Origin of the sequence: Hymenobacter sediminicola (genome assembly GCF_014250515.1) — a bacterium.
GTDB classification, from domain to species: domain Bacteria; phylum Bacteroidota; class Bacteroidia; order Cytophagales; family Hymenobacteraceae; genus Hymenobacter; species Hymenobacter sediminicola.
Window position 1 is genome coordinate 4,214,631 of the sequence record NZ_CP060202.1, and the last position, 16,340, is coordinate 4,230,970.

A 16,340-nucleotide genomic window follows, 5' to 3' on the forward strand; every position below is an offset into this window, starting at 1 on the left:
TGAAAAGGGGGTGAGAATTCGGGTTGTTTGCGACTAAATGTATGGAAAAAACGCTTTATTAGTCGGCTTGCCGACTATTTTTCGTGAGCTAAAATAGCCTGCTTTTCGCGCAGAAAAAGGCCTTGCTGTCTCGAAGGTGCAAATATGGATGAGTTATGCCTCACTTCTAGGCTTATTCAGTTGGCGTTACGCGGCGGTTTTGCAATTGTAGGCGCTGGCCGGCCACCAGCAGATGCACCCGAAAATCCTGCCCACTCACTGGCTCGCCTCGGCCCACCCGACCCAGATTATTGCCTTGTAGCTGCTGCCCGTCTACTACCATCACTACTCCGTCGCCGAAAACTTCGGCCTCGGTCCCGCCCCGGATAATGATGCCGGTTTCTTCGGCCAGACCTATACCCAGGCACATGGGGTGGGCCAGCACAGCATGTGCCAGCCGGCCGAAACGCCCCCGCTCCACGAAGTGCTGGTCTATCAGGACCTGTGGCAGCAAGCCCAGGCCGGCGCTGGTTTTCATACCACCTTTGCGCAAGGCCCGCCAGCCGTGTCCTTCTATCACCATATATTCGGGCAGCACGGCGGCCCCGGCGCTGGTACCGGCTACTATAAAGGTGGCATCTTGCTGATACCGCTCCCGCAACACCTGCAGAAACTGGGAGCCGTGCAGGAAATCGGTGATGCGCTCCTGGTCGCCGCCGCTGAAAAACACCAGTCCGGCCCGGCTCAGCCGGCGCAGCGTGTCGTGCGCGTCGGGGGAGTGATGCTCACTAATGCGCAGGTGCCGCACGCCCGAGCAGCCCAGCTCACGCAATGCCCGCTCGTAGGCTCGGCCCGAACGAATGTCGTCGCGAGAGGCTACCGTAATAACTTCAACGGCAGTATTCGATGACGGCAGCAAGTCGCAAAGGAGCGCCAGCATAGCATCGTCGTCGCCACCACCGAGGGCAACGAGGGTTCCGAGCGGCAGGTCGGCAGGCGTCTGGTGAGGCATAGAAAGCGCGGAGGAACGGCCCAAATGTACGTGCAGCACTCAGAATTGATGCTGTCCTGCTTCGCAATAGCGCAACTCAAGCTACTACAGCCTATGTATTATGACCTTCCGTACTGATCTACGGCACCGGCCATCCGGGCAAATACCTGATGCCATGACTGGCCGTAGGGGAAGAAGTCTCGCCGATTGCCACTCTCCCACTGCTGCTGCATTTCGGGGGTATCAATCTTATAGTCAGGGCGTAGCCGACAGGTAATATCGCGCAGGTCGTGGTGCAAGTCGGCGAGGCTGGGGCGGCCCCAGTACCAGTAGCCGTTGTAGATTTTGTAGATTTTCAGGCCCGGCTCCAGCACGAAAGTGTGCGGAATCATGGGGTTGTTGTGTGGGTCGGTATATTCCTGAATATCGAGGCGGTGCTGCACTATACGCTTCTCATCGTGCAGAAAGGTCCAGTGCGCGCCCACACCCAGTCGCAGGTCATTGGAAAGCAGCAGCGAATCGGTGGTGATGGTAACAAGCTGCGCGAAGCCAACCTGCACCTGCGGGTAGAAATGTACCAGTTCCAAGAGCTGCTGCCGGTCTTTGGGGCAATACACGCCGCGGTTCAGGGTCACAATCATTGGGTCGGAACCTTGCAGCAGCGAAAGGCGCCGCATGACGCCGGTGTGGTCCGGCAGTTCAAAGTCGGGCAGCGTGGTGCCAGGCATTACGTCAGGAGCCATAAGGACGAAGTTGAATTGCAGAAGAAGCAATATACTCAATTAGACGCTCAATAAGACAATAATTAAAAAGAATAGTACAATAAATAGCATAATATATTCATTCATTCCCACTGATTTTGATTGTGAAGTACAAGCTGAGTTGTTGTTCGGCATCGAAACGCACTGCGAAAACCGTATAGCTAGTGACCAGCTTTCAGGAGCCGGCTTTTTTTCGGCGGCTGGCAACAGTCGGTGCTACTAAAAGCGGCAGATTACGGCTACTTTTGCGCGCCGTTCGTGCCACCAACCCCACCTGCCTAGCGAGACACTGCCCTTCTACGTTTACATGAATCAGCACCCGACCACCGAACATATTACGTCCCTGATTCAGGAGGGCGAGTTTTTTAAGCTCAAGGAAGTTCTCAAGCACTACGAGCCCGCCGAGGTGGTAGAGCTCATTGAGGAGGAAGAGGAGCGTGAGCAACTCATTATTTTCCGGCTTCTGCCCCTGCAACTTGCCACGCAGGTATTCGAGTACCTTGACTTGGATGTGCAAAAGCACTTTCTGGCCAACCTCTCGCAGGAGAAAATATCGGACATTCTGAATGAGATGTCGCCGGATGACCGGACGGCTCTACTCGAATTTTTGCCCGATGACTTTGTAAAGGAGCTGATTCAGACGCTGTCAGAGTCGGAGCGTAAGATAACACTGGAGCTGCTGGGGTATCCTGAGTACTCGGTGGGGCGCCTGATGACCCCCGATTACATTGCTATCCGGGAGCACTGGACCGTGCAGCAAGTGCTGGAGTATATCCGGCGCCATGGGGGGCAATCGGAGACGCTGAGCGTGCTCTACGTAACAGACCAGCGCGGCGTGCTGATTGATGATATCCGCATTCGGGAGTTTCTGCTCTCGCCGCCCGACCGGCCCGTGAGCGAGCTGATGGACCGCCGCTACGTGAAGCTCAACGCCATGCAGGACCAGGAGGCGGCCATTGATGTGTTTCGCAAAAACGACCGGGTGGCGCTGCCCGTGGTGAACGACGACGGCGTGCTATTCGGTATCGTAACGATTGACGATATCCTGAGCATTCGGGAAGAAGAAGACACGGAGGATATTCAGAAACTTGGCGGCTCAGAAGCCCTCGACGAACCGTATCTGGATACGTCTATCTGGGAAATGGTCAAGAAGCGGGCCGGTTGGCTCGTGATTCTGCTCCTTGGCGAGATGCTGACCACTTCGGCCATGCACCACTTCGAGGACGACTTGCAGAAAGCGGCTGTGCTCGGGCTATTCATTCCGCTGATTATTTCGGCGGGCGGCAATGCTGGCTCCCAAGCCACTTCGCTTATCATCCGGGCCATGAGCCTGGGCGAATTTGCGTTGGGCGACTGGTGGCAGGTAATGCGCCGGGAAATCATTTCGGGCCTGGCATTGGGCGGTATTCTGGGGGTAGTAGGTGCCATGCGCATTGTGCTGTGGGCCCAGGTAATTGACCCCGGCTATTTTGGGCCGTACTGGCAGCTAATTGCCGTGACGGTCGGTTTCTCGCTGCTGGGTATTGTACTGTGGGGCGCTTTGGCCGGAGCCATGCTGCCGATGCTGCTCAAGCGCCTGGGCCTCGACCCGGCTACGGCTTCGGCGCCGTTTGTAGCTACTCTTGTGGACGTAACGGGCCTGATTATCTATTTCTCGGTAGCCACGCTGGTGCTCCGCGGCACGCTGCTGTAGCTAGATAAAGCGGCGCCAATCGGATTTTCGCGTTACAGGACAGTGGCTGGCTTCAACCGCCCCCCCGTACTGCGCTGCCCATGACCGAACAACTTCTCACTCACCAGGAATCCGCCTTCACCTGGCTGGATATTACCAGCCCTACCGTAGCCGAGTTGCAGGCCGTAGCTGCGCAGTATGACCTGCCCGACTCGCTGGTGCGCGACTGTCTGGAACCTACGCACCTGCCCAAGTTCGAAGCCACGCACGGCCTGAGCTTTGTGATTTTGCGGGTGTTCAATCCGCCCAAAACCAACGAGGCCGATACCATTCAGGAGCTGAGCACCAAGATTGCCGTGTTCTACGCCGCCGACTACCTGATTACGGTACACCGGCTGCCACACCCGGTGCTTAATGATCTGAAACGAGTGGCCCGCGCCCCCGGCCAGGAGTGCAACACCCCCGCCGAAATAGCCTTCCACCTGGTGCGCTACGCCCTTAGCAGCTACATGCAGCCCGCCCTCACGCTCACGCGGGAGCTGGACGATTATGAGGCAGAAATCTTTCTGAAGCAGGAAGTGCCCAACGCCCTGCAGGGCCTGTACTTTCTGAAGCGCAAAGCCTCGGCCGCCAAGCAGCTGCTGCTGCTCACGCGCGACATCCTGACAATGCTGCGCCGGCAGCTGGCCACTGCCACCACCGACGACACGCTGCTACAGGACACCCAGGACTTGCAGGTGAAGGTGGAAACCATGTACCAGCAGCTCGACGGCGGCGCTACCAACCTCATGAACCTGTACCTCTCACTATCGTCGCAGCGCACCAACGAAGCCATGCGCGTACTGACGGTGTTTTCGGCATTTTTCCTGCCGCTCACCTTCATTGCCGGCATCTATGGCATGAACTTCAACTACATGCCCGAGCTGACCTGGAAGCTGGGCTACCCGGTTTCCATCCTGTCGATGGTGCTTATTTCGGTGGGGATTTACGTGTGGTTCAAGCGCAAGGGCTGGATCTGAGGCAACTGCTATTTCCCCATCGATTTTCTGCTGTATGCTGACTTCTGCTACGCCCGGTTTGTTGCGCCTGTGCTTGTGCCTGGCGGCTGGCTACGCGCTGGCGAGCTGCGCCGCCGTAGGCCGGATAGAGCAGCTGCCCACCGGACGGTATCGGGTACTGCGCTCCACGGCGCCGGCGTTGCAGGCCTACCGGAAGCAGCCCGTTTATCTGCACCAAGATACCGACACGCTGCTGCTAGCCGCCACCGATTCGACCATTGCTCAGCCACTGCTTTTAACCCGCCGCCACAGTAGTGTGCTGCTGAGCCGGCGTTTTGATGTGGATGTGTTCACGCTGCCCTTCAAGATTCGGCCGGCCCGGGCGCCGCTGCCGGTGCAGCTCAATACCAGCTTCAACGCCGCGCTGTACTTGGGCCGCCGCCTCGATTTCTACCACGTAAGTACGCCCGCCCGGCACCGGTCCGGCAATGCCCCAGTGCTACGCGACACGGGCATTGGCTACGGCGTGTTTGTGGGGCTGGGCGCGGCCGTCATCAACCCCGACGTAACCCGGCAGCAGACGGCCGTTGCCGAATACGAAGGTTTGGTTACGCACGTCGGCGGGGCCCTGATCTACGATGCGCGCGTGTTCAACGTGGGGCTGGCCGCCGGCGCCGACCACCTGTTCGGCCCCGACCGGCGCCACTGGATTTACCAACACCGGCCGTGGCTTGGGGTGCTGTTCGGGCTGGATCTGAATTGATTTTTAAGCTGTAAACCCTAAGCTTAATGCTGTAGCACATTGGTTTAGCGCAGGCAGAAAAACTTACAGCCTGGAGCTTGATGCTTGCAGCTCAACGATTAAAAATCCACCCGGCCGCGGTTGGTTTTCTTGTCGCCGTGCTTCTTTTTTGAGTCCAGGCGCTGACGCACGGCGCCTTTGCTGGGCTTGGTGGCTTTGCGGGCTTTGGGCTTATGCAGGGCTTTGGTTAGCAGCTCGTGAAACTTCTGCAGCGCCGTTTCCTTGTTGCGCAGCTGGCTGCGGTCTTCTTGCGCCACCACCAGCAGCTCGCCCTCTGAGGTAAGCTTAGAGGCTAGTTTCTGCTGCAGCGTCTGCTTCTGCTCGTCGGTGAGCAGTTGCGACTCCAGCAGCCGGAAACGTAACTCCACGCGGCTTTCCACCTTATTCACGTTCTGCCCGCCAGGGCCGCTGCTGCGGCTGGTTTGGAATTGGAGCTCGGGCAGAAAGTCGGCGGCAGCGGGAAGCATAGGTTGATGTGCTGATAAGTTGATGGTTGATGTGCTATTGTGGCGGCGCAGGCGTCCCAGGGCTGAAGCCCTGGGCTACGGAGGGGCTCTAACTCTATGGTTCGTGGGCTGTTTCGCTGACTAGCCCTGGGCTTCAGCCCTGGGACGCAGATGCAACATCCTGCAACGATACGCGAAGCACAGGCTTCGTGCTACAATATTTTCCAAAGCAGCCAGCCCAGCAGACCGCTGCGTAGGGTCCAGGCCACGGTGCGGAGCCAGTTGGTGCGCACCAGCCCGTCGATGGCCACGTAGCTGTAGCCGTCGGCGGCAAGGCGGTTGTGGAATGGCACGGAGATGAAGAACGTGGCCGCCCAGATCAGCAGTACCAGCGCCAGCGCCCACCAGCCGGCCGCGCCCAGCGCGCTGCGGCCCTGCCAAGCCAGCCACGCGGCCAGACCCAGCTCCAGCACCATCGGGGCCAGCACCACCCAGCTCATGGTGCGGGTGTGGTGCTGATGAAACGCCCCGAACTTCTCGGGCGCCACGTAGGCGAAACCAGGGTAATGCACAAGCTGCACGGTCCAGATGAGGCCGGTGAGGTAGGCGGCCAGCGCGAAGTTGAGCAGCAGCAGAAATTTCAGGGGCATAGCTGCAACCTAACAGGTCTTTGGCAGAACTGTTAGGTTGCGTCCGCAATTGACCCTCAACCCTCGTTTTTCATGACCCGCTTTTCCTCTTCGCGCCGCTGGCTGGCCGCCCCTGCCCTGCTGCTGGCACTGGCCGGCTGCAACTCCGGTACCAAATCCGGCGCGGCCCAGCCCGACCTACTCCAGGCCAACCTCGACACCACCGTGCGCCCCGGCGACGACTTCTTCCAGTACGCCAACGGCGGCTGGCTGAAAAAGCACCCCATTCCGGCTTCGGAAAGCAGCTGGGGCATTGGCAAAGAAGTGCAGAACGAGGTGTATGCCCGGCTGCGCGCCCTCAATCAGGAGGCTGCCAAAGCCAACGCCGCCGCCGGCAGCACCCAGCAGAAAATCGGCGACTTCTGGGCCACCGGCATGGACTCCGTGGCCATCGACAAGCAGGGCCTGGAGCCGCTGAAAGCCGAGCTGGACCGCCTAGCCGCTCTGCGCACCCCTGCCGACGTGCAGGCCGCCATGGCCCGCCTGATTCCACTGAACGTGAATGCGCTGGTAGGCCCCTACGTGGCGCAGGACGCCAAAAACAGCGAGAAGATGGCGCTGTATCTGTACCAGGCCGGCCTGGGTTTGCCTAACCGCGACTATTACTTCAACAAAGACGCCCGCACCGCCAACATCCGCAAAGAGTACGGCACGCACGTAGCCAAGATGCTCGGGCTGATGGGCGAAGACGCCGCCACTGCCCAGCGCCACAGCGCCCAAGTAGTGAAGCTGGAAACGGCTCTGGCCGGCGCCTCACGCAAGCTAGAAGCCCTGCGCGACCCCTACGCCAATTACAACAAGATGACGCTGGCCCAACTCAACCAGCTCACGCCCGGCCTCGACTGGAAAACCTGGTTCGCGGAGGCCGGCATACCCGGCGTGGACACGGTGATTGTGGGCCAGCCGGAGTTCTACCGTGAAGCCGGCCGCCTGCTGCGCACGGCCCCCGTGGAAGACTGGCGCGCCTACCTGCAGTGGCAGCTGCTGCACACCTATGCCGAGCGCCTGAGCGCGCCCTTCGACAACGAAAACTTCCGCTTCTATGGCACCATTTTGCAGGGCCGCAAAGAGCAGCGCCCCCGCTGGAAGCGCGTGCTCGACGACGAGGAAAGCGCCATGGGCGAGGCGCTGGGCCAGCTGTTTGTGAAAGAGTATTTCACGCCCGAAACCAAGGCCCGCTACGAAAAGCTGACCACGAACGTGGTGGCGTCCTTCCGCGAGCATATTCAGGCCTTGGATTGGATGAGCGACTCCACCAAGCAGAAGGCGCTGGTGAAGCTCACCAAAATCACCCCGAAAGTGGGCTACCCCGCCAAATGGCGCGACTACTCGGCCATGGACATCAAGCGAGACTCCTACACCGCCAACATGATGCGCGCCAACCAGTGGCGCTACCGCTACGAGCTCAGCAAGCTGGGCAAGCCCGTCGACCGCACCGAGTGGAGCATGACGCCGCAGACCTATAACGCCTATTACAACCCCAGCAACAACGAAATCGTGTTGCCGGCCGCCATCTTCGCGGTACCTGGCCTCAAGGATGCCGACGCCGACGACGCCATCATCTACGGGTACGCCGGCGCCAGCACCATCGGCCATGAGCTGACCCACGGCTTCGATGACGAAGGCAGCCAGTTCGATGAGAACGGCAACCTGCGCAACTGGTGGAGCAAGAAAGACCGCGCCGCCTTCCAGCAGCGCGTAAACGGCATCGTGCGCCAGTTCAACGGCTACACCGTTTTGGATTCATTGCACATCAATGGCAAGGCCACGGCCGGCGAGAACATTGCCGATTTGGGCGGTATTGTCATTGCCTTTGATGCCTTTAAAAAAACCGAGCAGTACAAGAAAGGCGAGAAAATCGGGGGCCTGACGCCCACACAGCGCTACTTTCTGGGCTACGCTCTGGGCTGGCAGAACCACCAGCGCGACGAGGTACTGGCCCAGCGCATCCTCACCGACGTACACTCGCCGGCCAGCTACCGCGTCAACGGCCCCTTCGCCGACGTGCCGGCCTTCTACGAAGCCTTCAACGTGAAGTCCACCGACAAGCTATACCGCCCCGACTCGGCCCGCGTGACGATTTGGTAAGAGCGTCCGAGGCATACCCGAAGTGTAATTGAACGTCATGCAGAGGCACAGCCGAAGCATGACGTTCTTTTTATTCCGGCTCCCCTTTAAACCGCACTCCTACTGACTCAATTTCGGCCGGTATGCCGCCAGCCCTTCCGCGGCCGACTTGCGCACTTTGTTCTGCAGAAACCCCGACCAGCCCAGCAGCCAGCCCACCGGCCCCAGTGCCTGCCTCGACCAACGCCAGAAGCTGAACTCGTCGTGATGCGTTAGGATAAGGCCGTCCTGGAATGTGAAGCGCGCCTGTATATGGTTGTGTACTGCCCGGCCCGTGCGGGAGAAGGTATAACGGGCGTCCCAGGTGGCGGCACCTTGCTGATCGTCGGCACGAATGTCGTTGTAGGCGAGACGCAGGTCTTTGCCCTGCTCACAGAGCATGCGCCACATCTTCCCAATATCGGCACCCTGCAGCTGAAACGCGGCATCCTCGAAAGTGGCCTTGGGGTGGTAGCAGGCAGCCATAGCAGCATGGTCGCGGCGCTGGAAGGCTTGGTAGAAACGGTGCAGAAGCTGTTCGTTCGGATGCATAGCACAAGCCGACACTGTGGAAATCTGACCACGATGCCGGGCTATAAAGCTGCAGAAAAATATCCGGCAGACGGCGTGCCGTTCTTTTATAATCTAGTGGAGGCAACGGTTCAGAGTCCTGCTACATCTTTGAATTCAGATGTTCCACTCTCATTCACTGCGTGCCATGAAAAATCTGCGTTACTTTTCTCTTATCCTGCTGCTGGCACTGCTGGCGCCTGTATTTCAGCTGGCAGCAGCTTCAGGCCGCGAAGTGCGCACAGTGGCCGCTTTCACGAAGCTGAGCCTTTCTAATTCAGTTCGAGTAATTCTGCGGCAGGGTAGCCCGCAACGGGTAGAGGTAGAAGCGTCTGCTGCGGACCTTGCCCGACTCGAAACCACCGTAGAGAACAGCAAGCTGCACATCGGCACGAAGCGCGAAGAGGGTAAAATGTGGAATAATTCGGGCCGTTTTGAAGGCCCTGTAACAGTCTACGTCACGATGCCTACTGTTTCGGAGTTGAGCGTAAGCGGCTCGGGCCAGCTCACTGCCGAAACCGACATCAAAGCCGATGCCTTGTCTCTGAGCATCAGTGGGTCAGGCAAAATAACGGTACCCAAGCTCAAGGCCGACAAACTCAATACCTCCGTTTCCGGCTCCGGCGAAATCACGCTGGCTGGCAGTTGCCCACAGCACGAAGCCCGCATCAGCGGCTCCGGCAACGTCCGCGCCTCAGACCTGCGCACTGAAACCAGCGCCATCCGCATCAGCGGCTCCGGCGACGGCCGCCTTTATGCCAGCCGCAGCCTCGAAGCCAGCATTGCCGGTTCTGGCAGCGTATATGTGCGGGGCGGGGCCAACGTTAGCAGCAAGATTGCAGGCAGCGGCCGCGTGCATAAGGAATAGAACCCTCGCGCCTTAGTAAGTGGTTGAACGATGACATGAGACGGCAACCGCCTTCTGTCATTGTTCAACCACTATTTTTTTTGTGGCAGCACCAGCAGTGGTTGTGAGCCGAAGCAGGTATAGCCCGGTTGCCAAGCCAGGCACTTGGAGTTGTAAAACTTGCTCAGCGGCACCAGCCAAAGTGGTTTCGTAACAGATGCGGCCCCGCGTATCCACTACCTGCAGATGCCCTGTGCCAGCCAGTAACCGTTCGATACGCACCTGAAAACTCCCCCGGCTGGGGTTTGGGGATACTGAAAAGTGAGGAGTATTCTGCTTTCGCAGTACCCCTAGAGGTCGTCCACTGCTGCCCGAGCAGAAGATACTGGCAGGCATCACGCGCCGAGTAGGCGCGTCCGGGCCTTCGTATTCCAGCACCAATTTGTTGTTGTCCCCGTCTTCGCCGTAATGCACTTGCAGATCGTGCTGGCCCGCTGCCAGCGCCACCGAAACAGCAACGGTTGAGTCCCGGTGGCGGCCACCGTTGTTAATGGTGGCGGCACTATTGAGCGGGGCCAACGGCAGTGCTGCATCATCAAGCCAGAGACGGGAACCGTCATCCGAAGTGAGGTAGAAAATGTAAGTACCGCCCTGAAAAACAGTGAAACTTCCCCGGAACCGGGCACTGTAGTGGTCGGGGTTATTGGCTGTGCCACCGGCGGCCAGGGCCAGATTACCCCAGCTGTCATTGGTCGGGAAATTAAGCTGTGGCTCCAGCCTGGCCAGATCGGGCAGACTTGCGCTGAAGAAGGCCGGATCATCGTTGAAATAACCTCTATAGTATTCCGCATAAAGGCCTTGTGTGGGCAGGCCACCATCTGGCCGGGGGCCAGTGCAGCCGGCCGGAGCAGCAGTGGCTACCGTAAACGTGTATACCTGCCGAAACCGCACTGCCCCTTCGTTATCAACCACCAGCACATCAGCCTGATAAAGCCCATTGCTAACCCCAGCAGCCAGAGTAAGCTGACCGGTTATAGGGTTGATGCTGATGCCTGCTGGCAGGCTGGTAGCGTTGGCCAATACGAAGTGAGGAGCCACACCCGCACCCACCACCAGGGGCACCGGTGAGGTAGCGTTTGTGCCAGGCAGCACGGTTTGGTTGCTGGGAGAATACAGAATGGAGGTAGGCAGATTGCGAAAAGGCTGCACCGACGTGCAGAACACACCAGCCGGCACTATCTGGCGCTGTGGCGAGTCAGGGCCTTCATACTCCAAAACGAGCGTATTGGCACTGCCCGTTTCGCCATAATGCAGCAGCACATTGTGCAGCCCAGCTACCAGATATACGCTGGCTTGCCGTATTACAGAGGCAGAATGAAGTCCGCCATGGGCAATGGTAGCCTGCGCCGCCACGGCCGGGCTAGCCAGCGCGGCGTTGCCCAGCCAGAAATAAGATGCATCGTCGGAAGTGAGGTAGAAGGTGTAGAGGCCGGGAGTGGTAATGGCTAGGCTGCCACGCTGGCGCAGACTAAAATCGTCCGGATCAGCCAGGGTGTTGGCAGCCACTGCCGTCAGGTCGCCGAACCCAGCATTGGGAAAGTTAACCTGCGCATCTATTCGGGTAATGCCTGCTGTATTCGTGGTGAAATACGTTTGATTATCGGCAAAGTACCCGCGGTAGTACTCTGCATATAATCCTGCACCTGCGGGTTGTCCGCCTGGGTTTGCACCAGCACATCCTATAGGTTGGGCCTGCCCGGTAGCGCAGTTGCCACTCCACATCAGCAGCCATACGACAAACGTGGAGAACCCGCGAAAAGTAGTGTTCATTTTCATAGTGCAGGGAACTGACGGTGGAAAGATCTACGCGCTTTACTATGAAAATAACCTAACTCAGAATCAATTGCAAGATTTTTATTTTGTTTTGTATTATCAATAATATACTATATTTATTATTTAGCAAATCCAATAGTCTCCCAGCAAGACAATGATTCCTCACAAGCCAGCCTTTATACTGCCTTATGTTAGGATGTTACGCCAAGGCTATACTGGCTAGTTTACCAGTCGAAAAGCCCGCGTCTTTGGTTGCTGCTTTTCGTCTTGTCTTTTGTCTTCTCCTTCTTCTTGTCGCCGCCGAAAAGCCCATTGAATAGGCCTGTATTCTTCTCCTTTACTAGTATATAGCGGAGCGAAAACGCCGTCGGGAAACGCGCCCAATCATCGGAGTTGAACTCTACACTCGGCTTAAAGTCGGCGGAAATAACGAGGCGGCTCAGCGCAATTTTATACTCAACCCCTACAATACCATCGACGCCACCGAAAGCGCCGGAGTCTTTGTTGTTGCCTACGTGGCCACCCGCGCCGATGTAGTAGTTGAGGCTTGGCCCGAGAATCCCAAAATGCCGCTCAGCTAACACAGTGCCCGTTACCTCGCGAGGCCCGGCCAGTACCAGACCTTCAAGGGTAGCTTTCGGCAGAAACTTCTGTTGTACCGTAAGGCCGTACAGCCCCGGACTCAGGCGCATGCCCGCTGCTGTCCTATACTTCTGGGCCATTGCGGGCCGCACACTAAACAGCCCTGCAGCCAGTAGAGGCAACATACAGCTGCTACGAAAACGAAACATCATAATCTTGTAACTAGACAGGACGAACAGGCCCTGTGCTTTGGGCGTTTGAACGCGAAAGGCCGGTGCAAAGTACGGACCACCTTCTCGAATTTGACCGCATAGTGCGGCTACACCGCTTACCTTGCCGTGTTTTTCCGCCCCACCCATTCGCATTTCCTCCGTGTACATTCATCAGGTGGCAGCCTATCTGCCAGAACAAATCGTTACAAACGAGCATTTTACCAACCTCAATGGCCTTTCTGCCGAATGGATTATTGAGCGTACCGGTATTCGGGAACGGCGCAAAGCCAGTGCGGGCGAGAATACGAATACCATGGCTATTGAGGCCACCCGACGGGCGCTGGCACAGGCCCCGGATTTTCCTGTTGAGGAAGTGGATCTGATTGTCGGGGCGACCTACACTCCGCACGATACCATCTACACCCTGGCGCATGCCGTGCAGCGCGACATAGGAATAAATGATATTCCGGTGGTCAGCATTTCATCGGCCTGCTCGTCGCTGCTCAATGCTATTGAGATTGTGGAAGGGTATTTCGCGCTAGGCAAAGCCCGCCGGGCTATAGTAGTCGTGAGCGAGCATAATACGGCCTACAACAACGAGAACGACACGGTAGCAGGCCACCTGTGGGGCGACGGGGCCTCTACTCTGCTGCTGACCAAAGAACGCCTCGCTCCCACCGATTTGCGCATGGTGGAAGTAATGACGGGAGGGGCCGCAGTAGCCGGCAAAGCCGACGAAGCCGTGACCCTGAAGCCAGTGGAACGTGGCATCGTGATGCCGCACGGGCGCGACGTTTTCACGCATGCCTGCCAGTATATGGCCCGCGTGACGCGTCAGATTCTGGAGCGCCAGCACCTGACGCTGGACAGCCTCACCTACCTGATTCCGCACCAGGCAAACCTGCGTATCACTAAAAATGTACTGCAGCAGCTTGGTCTACCGCCAGAACGGGCCGTTTCCAATATCGAACGGCTCGGTAACACGGGCTGCGCTGGTGCCGCTATCGGCCTCGGTGATACCTGGCCACTGCTGCAGCCCGGCAACCGGGTGGTGATTACGGTATTTGGCGGCGGCTACTCCTACGGAGCCATGCTGCTGGAGCGGTAAACGCAGCGCGAGTCCCATCCGCTAGTCCCTCATTCTATGGTTACTCGACTCGCGCTACTTGTTTGCAGCCTTGCTTCTATACTAACGCTACAGGCTCAGCCAGCGGAAACGCCAGCAACGTACACCGCCCGCCGTGCGACCCTCGACCAGCGCGGGATGCTGGTGCTGGGCAGTTGGGCAGCAGCTACTATCGGGGTGAGCGGAGCCCGGTATTTTGCGACGGAAGGCAAGGAAAAGTATTTCCACCAGATGAATGTTGGGTGGGGCGTCGTGAACCTAGCACTGGCGGGCACTTCCTTTTTAGCCGCCCGTCGGCCTCCGACAGAGACCAGCCGGCCAGAACTGGTGAAAGCGCAGCTTCGCACCGAAAACCTATACCTGCTCAATGCTGGCCTTGATGTAGCCTACGTGGCCACCGGCTTTTATCTGAAGGAGCGGGCCAAAAGCCGAAGCAGCGCTACCCGGCACGACCAGCTCCGGGGCTACGGCGAGTCGTTGCTGCTGCAAGGCGGCTTCCTGCTGGCATTTGATGGCGTACTGTACGTGGCGCACCATCGACATGGGCAGCACCATCTATACCCACTGCTGAGCCGGTTGCAGGTGGGCCCAGGCTATGCGGCCCTAGTTCTACCGATCAGATAAGGTTTTACTCTCTGGTTTTGAGGAAAGGAAGTGCACCGGTCCGCCCTTCTGAGTCGCGGTAGCGAAGCAGATACCAGCCAGGGCTCAGGCCGGCCGCCGGTACCGGCAGCGCATTCAGGCCCGGTTGAAAATCCAGGAAATTGCTGCTTGCCAGACGCCCCACAGCATCATAAACCGAGAGATTGGCGCGGCCCTCCACTGCGGCCGGATACTGCAACCAAAGTGCACCCTCTGCCACCGGATTTGGATACAGACTGGGGCCAACAGCCAGTATATCGGTGGATGTAGTCAGGATGGGCGCGGTAAATACCACTGTGCCATCGGGCTGCACCAGCCTCAAGCGGTAGTAAGCCAAGCCAGGCAGCGGCTGAGCGTCAAGGTGTTGATATGGGCCGGGAGAATTGACAGTAGCTATTACCTGCCAACTGGTTGTGTCGCGGCCCCGCTGCACCTGAAAGCTTTCCGCAGCACACTCCGCGGTAGTAGCCCAGCTCACCAGCACGCCACCCATGGCGGCAGCCGCGGCGAACGAAGTGAGCGGGGCGGGCAGCATAGGAGCCGGCCCGCAGCCCTGTGGCACAAACCCGCGCGTACGCAGCACCAGCCGCCCCCCGGACACATCATTGGGGCTAATAAGGCGGTTTGTTTGGGCGCGGGCCACGGCGTAGTGCATCACAGCTCCCGGCAGAATCACGTGGGCTAGCTGGTGCGCATGGCCCAGCTCATGCACCACCACCGACTCAAAATCGAATTGCAGACCTATTGCCGGGGCGGGGCCGAATTGCCAGGTGGCAGCATCATCAAACTGCATATCAATTTCGTGCAGCGTGAAGGCCAGCTGCCCATTGGGCTTGAAACAGCCCCGGTAGTAGCTGGTGGTTCGTCCCAGAATACCGACTGGCAACTCGGCTCCCTGGTCGAAGCCCACACTGTTTTCGCCATCTTCGGCAGCGCCGCGGTTGGCGCGCACCTGCGGATCGGCTTCCCAGTTTATACGTGTCTGGCAGCGCCAAATAGCTAAGGCACGCCGCCAGCCGGCCACGGCTGCTGCATTATTTGCAAAACCAGTTTCAAAGCGGAAGCTGTAGCCGCCGCGCCCATTCCGATTGACGTGGGCAGGTTGCACCAGTTCAGTAGTTTGGGTTGCCAGTACGGCACTCACGGCGTACGGCACCGTAATAGAAGCCGCGCTGCTGGCTTGCTGCTGGTTGTTGGTTGTGACACGCACTGGCCCGCTACCGGCAGGGCTGGCCGGCTGACCTAAGGCTGGCACGCGCACTTGAATGCGGGTATCGGTCCAACTTACATACTCACTTTCCTGGGGCTTCACGAGGGAGCTTCCGCCGTTATCAGCGTTGCGGAACTCAACGAAGCCGCCGCCGCGAGTAGCCCCGAACCCGGAACCACTGACTGTAAGCACTGCGCCCGTACCTGCCGGAATTATGGCAGGGCTAATACCACTGATAACCGGGGCTTGCCCGCGCGCTTCCAAAGGCTGCACATACTGGGTGCGAAACTTCTGGAGCCGCTTATTGGGCTGCACCTCGTGCTGTAGCTGGCCCGTAGCTGCCGTCAAGCGTTGATAGAAGCCGGCATCTATCCGGCCGTACTCCTGGAAAGGGTCCGTGGCAGTGCCCGTGCTCAACTCGTAGCGAATAAAGCCTTGGCTACTGCCATACACTGCCCAGCCAGACCCAGACGCGCCGGGCAGAGCCGATGGTTCCAGAAACAAGACACCTTGGTCGCCGGGTTGCAGGTGCAGCGTGTTAGTCAATGCCTGCCGGTCGAGGCCAAAGGTGCCGCCCTCAGCCAGTACAAACAGATCTTGTGGGACATTTCCCTTAAAGCTGCTGAAGACGCGAATTGTGTGGGCGGTGTAAATGCGCCGATGCCCGGTATCCCAGAAGCTACGGGCATCCAGTACCTCTGCCTCTACCACCAGTGCCGCTTTGCGTGCGCGCTCATCCAGCTCGATTGGACTCAGCAGGCAATGGGTTTCCTCCGCAGCTCCGGTCATGGTCTGGGCCGAGCTGCTTAACGGAAACCCCAGCCAGCCGGCTAGCAGTAGCAAACACGCAACAAGCTTCATAGCGGAAATTAGC

Annotated in this window: 15 protein-coding genes; 7 read left to right on the top strand and 8 right to left on the bottom strand. The window is 58.6% G+C overall.

The window, feature by feature from the left end:
• Positions 1-172 precede the first annotated feature (172 nt).
• The gene (locus H4317_RS18015) at positions 173-991 is read right to left on the bottom strand and encodes a cyanophycinase (protein ID WP_185887933.1); all 819 of its coding nucleotides are present in this window, start codon (positions 989-991) and stop codon (positions 173-175) included.
• A 98-nt stretch (positions 992-1,089) separates the two neighbouring features.
• A complete protein-coding gene (locus H4317_RS18020; protein WP_185887934.1) occupies positions 1,090-1,713 on the bottom strand; it encodes a redoxin domain-containing protein in 624 nt (207 codons plus the stop codon).
• 325 nt (positions 1,714-2,038) lie between these two features.
• On the opposite strand from H4317_RS18020, the gene mgtE reads away from it, so the two are divergent.
• The 3 genes from mgtE (at position 2,039) to H4317_RS18035 (ending at position 5,164) form a co-directional block, all read left to right on the top strand.
• The gene (mgtE, locus tag H4317_RS18025) at positions 2,039-3,424 is read left to right on the top strand and encodes a magnesium transporter (RefSeq protein ID WP_185887935.1); all 1,386 of its coding nucleotides are present in this window, start codon (positions 2,039-2,041) and stop codon (positions 3,422-3,424) included.
• An 80-nt stretch (positions 3,425-3,504) separates the two neighbouring features.
• The gene (locus tag H4317_RS18030) at positions 3,505-4,422 is read left to right on the top strand and encodes a magnesium transporter CorA family protein (protein WP_185887936.1); all 918 of its coding nucleotides are present in this window, start codon (positions 3,505-3,507) and stop codon (positions 4,420-4,422) included.
• 34 nt (positions 4,423-4,456) lie between these two features.
• Entirely contained in the window at positions 4,457-5,164 is a 708-nt protein-coding gene (locus H4317_RS18035; RefSeq protein WP_185887937.1) for a hypothetical protein, read from the top strand.
• Positions 5,165-5,262: 98 nt separating this feature from the next.
• Here the strand turns inward: H4317_RS18035 and arfB are convergent, their stop codons facing one another.
• Both arfB and H4317_RS18045 read right to left on the bottom strand, forming a co-directional pair.
• A complete protein-coding gene (arfB, locus tag H4317_RS18040; RefSeq protein ID WP_185887938.1) occupies positions 5,263-5,670 on the bottom strand; it encodes an alternative ribosome rescue aminoacyl-tRNA hydrolase ArfB in 408 nt (135 codons plus the stop codon).
• A gap of 191 nt (positions 5,671-5,861) precedes the next feature.
• Positions 5,862-6,299 carry a hypothetical protein gene (locus tag H4317_RS18045; RefSeq protein WP_185887939.1) on the bottom strand — a complete coding sequence of 146 codons (438 nt, stop codon included), beginning with the start codon at positions 6,297-6,299 and terminating at the stop codon, positions 5,862-5,864.
• A 72-nt stretch (positions 6,300-6,371) separates the two neighbouring features.
• Between H4317_RS18045 and H4317_RS18050 the strand changes: the two genes are divergently transcribed.
• Positions 6,372-8,426 (top strand): M13 family metallopeptidase, encoded by a 2,055-nt coding sequence (locus H4317_RS18050; protein WP_185887940.1) that lies wholly within the window; start codon positions 6,372-6,374, stop codon positions 8,424-8,426.
• Between the two features lie 99 nt (positions 8,427-8,525).
• Here the strand turns inward: H4317_RS18050 and H4317_RS18055 are convergent, their stop codons facing one another.
• Positions 8,526-8,996 carry a nuclear transport factor 2 family protein gene (locus H4317_RS18055; protein WP_185887941.1) on the bottom strand — a complete coding sequence of 157 codons (471 nt, stop codon included), beginning with the start codon at positions 8,994-8,996 and terminating at the stop codon, positions 8,526-8,528.
• A 166-nt stretch (positions 8,997-9,162) separates the two neighbouring features.
• Between H4317_RS18055 and H4317_RS18060 the strand changes: the two genes are divergently transcribed.
• Positions 9,163-9,882 carry a head GIN domain-containing protein gene (locus H4317_RS18060; RefSeq protein ID WP_185887942.1) on the top strand — a complete coding sequence of 240 codons (720 nt, stop codon included), beginning with the start codon at positions 9,163-9,165 and terminating at the stop codon, positions 9,880-9,882.
• 57 nt (positions 9,883-9,939) lie between these two features.
• Here H4317_RS18060 and H4317_RS18065 read toward each other — a convergent pair whose 3' ends face one another.
• Together H4317_RS18065 and H4317_RS18070 are read right to left on the bottom strand one after the other, a co-directional pair.
• Positions 9,940-11,691, bottom strand: a complete 1,752-nt coding sequence (locus H4317_RS18065; RefSeq protein WP_185887943.1) for a PA14 domain-containing protein — start codon at positions 11,689-11,691, stop codon at positions 9,940-9,942.
• Positions 11,692-11,918: 227 nt separating this feature from the next.
• Positions 11,919-12,461, bottom strand: a complete 543-nt coding sequence (locus tag H4317_RS18070) for a hypothetical protein (RefSeq protein WP_260625735.1) — start codon at positions 12,459-12,461, stop codon at positions 11,919-11,921.
• Between the two features lie 187 nt (positions 12,462-12,648).
• On the opposite strand from H4317_RS18070, the gene H4317_RS18075 reads away from it, so the two are divergent.
• Both H4317_RS18075 and H4317_RS18080 read left to right on the top strand, forming a co-directional pair.
• Positions 12,649-13,596 (top strand): 3-oxoacyl-ACP synthase III family protein, encoded by a 948-nt coding sequence (locus tag H4317_RS18075; protein ID WP_185890094.1) that lies wholly within the window; start codon positions 12,649-12,651, stop codon positions 13,594-13,596.
• A 36-nt stretch (positions 13,597-13,632) separates the two neighbouring features.
• Positions 13,633-14,238 (top strand): DUF6992 family protein, encoded by a 606-nt coding sequence (locus tag H4317_RS18080; RefSeq protein ID WP_185887945.1) that lies wholly within the window; start codon positions 13,633-13,635, stop codon positions 14,236-14,238.
• Between the two features lie 4 nt (positions 14,239-14,242).
• Here H4317_RS18080 and H4317_RS18085 read toward each other — a convergent pair whose 3' ends face one another.
• Positions 14,243-16,327 carry an IPT/TIG domain-containing protein gene (locus H4317_RS18085; protein WP_185887946.1) on the bottom strand — a complete coding sequence of 695 codons (2,085 nt, stop codon included), beginning with the start codon at positions 16,325-16,327 and terminating at the stop codon, positions 14,243-14,245.
• Positions 16,328-16,340 lie beyond the last annotated feature (13 nt).

Coding starts and splice junctions, on each gene's coding strand:
- H4317_RS18055 (WP_185887941.1), bottom strand. CDS start 8,996: ATGCATCCGAACGAACAGCTTCTGCACCGTTTCTACCAAGCCTTCCAG.
- H4317_RS18035 (WP_185887937.1), top strand. CDS start 4,457: ATGCTGACTTCTGCTACGCCCGGTTTGTTGCGCCTGTGCTTGTGCCTG.
- H4317_RS18065 (WP_185887943.1), bottom strand. CDS start 11,691: ATGAACACTACTTTTCGCGGGTTCTCCACGTTTGTCGTATGGCTGCTG.
- H4317_RS18015 (WP_185887933.1), bottom strand. CDS start 991: ATGCCTCACCAGACGCCTGCCGACCTGCCGCTCGGAACCCTCGTTGCC.
- H4317_RS18070 (WP_260625735.1), bottom strand. CDS start 12,461: ATGTTGCCTCTACTGGCTGCAGGGCTGTTTAGTGTGCGGCCCGCAATG.
- mgtE (WP_185887935.1), top strand. CDS start 2,039: ATGAATCAGCACCCGACCACCGAACATATTACGTCCCTGATTCAGGAG.
- H4317_RS18050 (WP_185887940.1), top strand. CDS start 6,372: ATGACCCGCTTTTCCTCTTCGCGCCGCTGGCTGGCCGCCCCTGCCCTG.
- H4317_RS18045 (WP_185887939.1), bottom strand. CDS start 6,299: ATGCCCCTGAAATTTCTGCTGCTGCTCAACTTCGCGCTGGCCGCCTAC.
- H4317_RS18085 (WP_185887946.1), bottom strand. CDS start 16,327: ATGAAGCTTGTTGCGTGTTTGCTACTGCTAGCCGGCTGGCTGGGGTTT.
- H4317_RS18030 (WP_185887936.1), top strand. CDS start 3,505: ATGACCGAACAACTTCTCACTCACCAGGAATCCGCCTTCACCTGGCTG.
- H4317_RS18060 (WP_185887942.1), top strand. CDS start 9,163: ATGAAAAATCTGCGTTACTTTTCTCTTATCCTGCTGCTGGCACTGCTG.
- arfB (WP_185887938.1), bottom strand. CDS start 5,670: ATGCTTCCCGCTGCCGCCGACTTTCTGCCCGAGCTCCAATTCCAAACC.
- H4317_RS18080 (WP_185887945.1), top strand. CDS start 13,633: ATGGTTACTCGACTCGCGCTACTTGTTTGCAGCCTTGCTTCTATACTA.
- H4317_RS18020 (WP_185887934.1), bottom strand. CDS start 1,713: ATGGCTCCTGACGTAATGCCTGGCACCACGCTGCCCGACTTTGAACTG.